Source organism: Microcystis sp. M53598_WE2 (genome assembly GCF_030067735.1).
In the GTDB taxonomy this organism is placed as follows: Bacteria; Cyanobacteriota; Cyanobacteriia; order Cyanobacteriales; family Microcystaceae; genus Microcystis; species Microcystis aeruginosa.
Genome location: NZ_JASJFE010000951.1, coordinates 1 through 1,925 on the forward strand (window position 1 = coordinate 1; position 1,925 = coordinate 1,925).

Sequence of the window (1,925 nt, forward strand, 5' to 3'; positions counted from 1 at the left end):
GAGTTCCACAGTGATTAAAGAGCTAGACCGTATTACTGTTAATCCACAAATATGTCTTGGACAGCCAACGATTCGAGGAATGCGTATCACTGTGGGATTTGTTCTGAAACTGTTGGCTAGTCAGTTATCTATTCAGGAAGTTTTAGAGGCTTATCCAGAGTTAGAAGAGGAAGATATTCGTCAGGCTATTAATTATGCAGCTTGGGCTGTATCCGATTATATCGTTAGCTTCACTTCGGCATGATTTCTTATTCCGAGGCTCTGCCTTGGAACACCATATCTAAGGCTCTACCTTAAACCAGTATTCAGGTAGAAACTGAAGGGAGCGTTCCCCGGTAGAATATGGGAACGGGATAAAATTGTCAAATCCATATCTTCTCGTGCATCGATTAAAATATAGTTATTAATTAATATCCATCTCACAACAATTTAAATCATGAAAGGTATTCAGTATATTGTCGATGAAACAGGAGAAAAAACAGCAGTTGTTATCGATCTAAAAGAATGGGGTCAACTGTGGAATGAGTTTTATCAAAATTTACTTGATCGCTCTCCCGTAAACGAAGACTGGATAAATCGATCGCCTTTTCGAGAAAAATTAGATCAAGCTCTCCCATGGAATGCTAATCATCCACCGCAGTTATCAGATCTAGAATCCCTAGAGAGCAAACTCGAAAATTATGAGTGAGGTTTTACTTGATTTATCAATAATAATCTAGAGAACTTTTAGAGGAAATACAAATGCTAGAAATTACCAAAAACTATGTATTAGACAAAGATCAAAAGCCGATTGCCGTTCAGATTCCCATTGCTGAATTTGAAAAAATCGAAGAAATCCTTGAGGATTACGGACTGGGAAAACTCATCGAAGAAGTTGAAAATGATCAAATCCTAGACCAAGAAAAAGACTGGCAATACTGCCCGCATATACTGTAAAATCTATTTTATAGAAGTCTATAAAGAAGTTGGCTAAATTACAATATAAATGCCTTATTTAAATCCCAATGCGACAATCCCACCAGCTAAATTAACCCGGTATTTGCTAGTTTTACAACCCAAAGATGATAAATCAAGCTTTCTGGCACAAGCAGGATATAATTTAGACAACTGGCAGGTATTGGAACAAGATTTAAGACGTATTCTTCTCAACGAGGCCACCTTAAATAAACAAACAAAGTTCGGTGATATTTATGAAATTAAAGGACTTTTACAAGGGGTCAACGGGATAAACTTACGAGTCTCTACCTATTGGATTATCGACTCACTTACGAAAGAAACAAGATTTGTGACTTTATTACCAGATTAAAAGAGTTAGACTATGAAATTTGATATGTTTTCCGAAGTTCAATTAACCGAAGATTTGCCAGAATCTAATTTGTCTCGTGGCACTCACGCGATTATCGTGGATTATTGTCCTCGACCCGAAGGCCAAGAGGATGGCTATGTTTTAGAAGTGTTAAATAATCAGGGAAAAGCCTATACAGTTATCGCTGTAGAAGTTTCCAAGATTGAATCAATTCAAAATCTTAAACAGGATGAATTTCAAATAATATAATTCTGTTATTCTTCGCTGTGATTTCCTAGAAAACTGAGGTTCAAGAAGCGTAACCCACCATCCTTTTTTTATGTATGTCCCCAGGGATGACGACTGTTTTCAGTTTGTTACTCTCAAGCGCCAATGAAATATTTACCGTCCGCTCTTTGGTGAAAGTTGAATAAGTTAAAATCAAAGAGAATATCCCTATCGCTACAATCTCAACTATCGATGAATTTACTTAAAGATAAGCAGAAAATTCGTTTTGTTGACCTTTTTTGTGGTTTGGGAGGGTTTCGAGTCGCAATTGAACGAGTTTGTCGCCAAAAAAACTTAGAATCTGATTGTGTTTTTTCCTGTGATATAGATAAAGACGCTCGGGCAATTTATC

The 1,925-nt window shown here is 36.7% G+C and carries 6 protein-coding genes; all 6 read left to right on the top strand.

The window, feature by feature from the left end; translation table 11 throughout:
* Window positions 1–10 precede the first annotated feature (10 nt).
* The gene (locus PX636_RS19475) at window positions 11–244 is read left to right on the top strand and encodes a DUF433 domain-containing protein (RefSeq protein ID WP_008198375.1); all 234 of its coding nucleotides are present in this window, start codon (window positions 11–13) and stop codon (window positions 242–244) included.
* A 192-nt stretch (window positions 245–436) separates the two neighbouring features.
* Window positions 437–688 (top strand): hypothetical protein, encoded by a 252-nt coding sequence (locus PX636_RS19480; protein WP_147068816.1) that lies wholly within the window; start codon window positions 437–439, stop codon window positions 686–688.
* Between the two features lie 53 nt (window positions 689–741).
* On the top strand, window positions 742–936 hold the full coding sequence (locus tag PX636_RS19485; protein ID WP_002795823.1) for a RelB antitoxin-like protein: 195 nt from the start codon (window positions 742–744) through the stop codon (window positions 934–936).
* A gap of 49 nt (window positions 937–985) precedes the next feature.
* Complete coding sequence (locus tag PX636_RS19490; RefSeq protein ID WP_288118374.1) at window positions 986–1,306, top strand: DUF6883 domain-containing protein; 321 nt, start codon at window positions 986–988, stop codon at window positions 1,304–1,306.
* A 12-nt stretch (window positions 1,307–1,318) separates the two neighbouring features.
* Window positions 1,319–1,555, top strand: a complete 237-nt coding sequence (locus PX636_RS19495) for a DUF4926 domain-containing protein (RefSeq protein ID WP_002731660.1) — start codon at window positions 1,319–1,321, stop codon at window positions 1,553–1,555.
* A 210-nt stretch (window positions 1,556–1,765) separates the two neighbouring features.
* Window positions 1,766–1,925, top strand: a 160-nt coding sequence (locus PX636_RS19500) for a DNA cytosine methyltransferase (RefSeq protein ID WP_288118375.1), incomplete at its 3' end; no start/stop codon positions are given.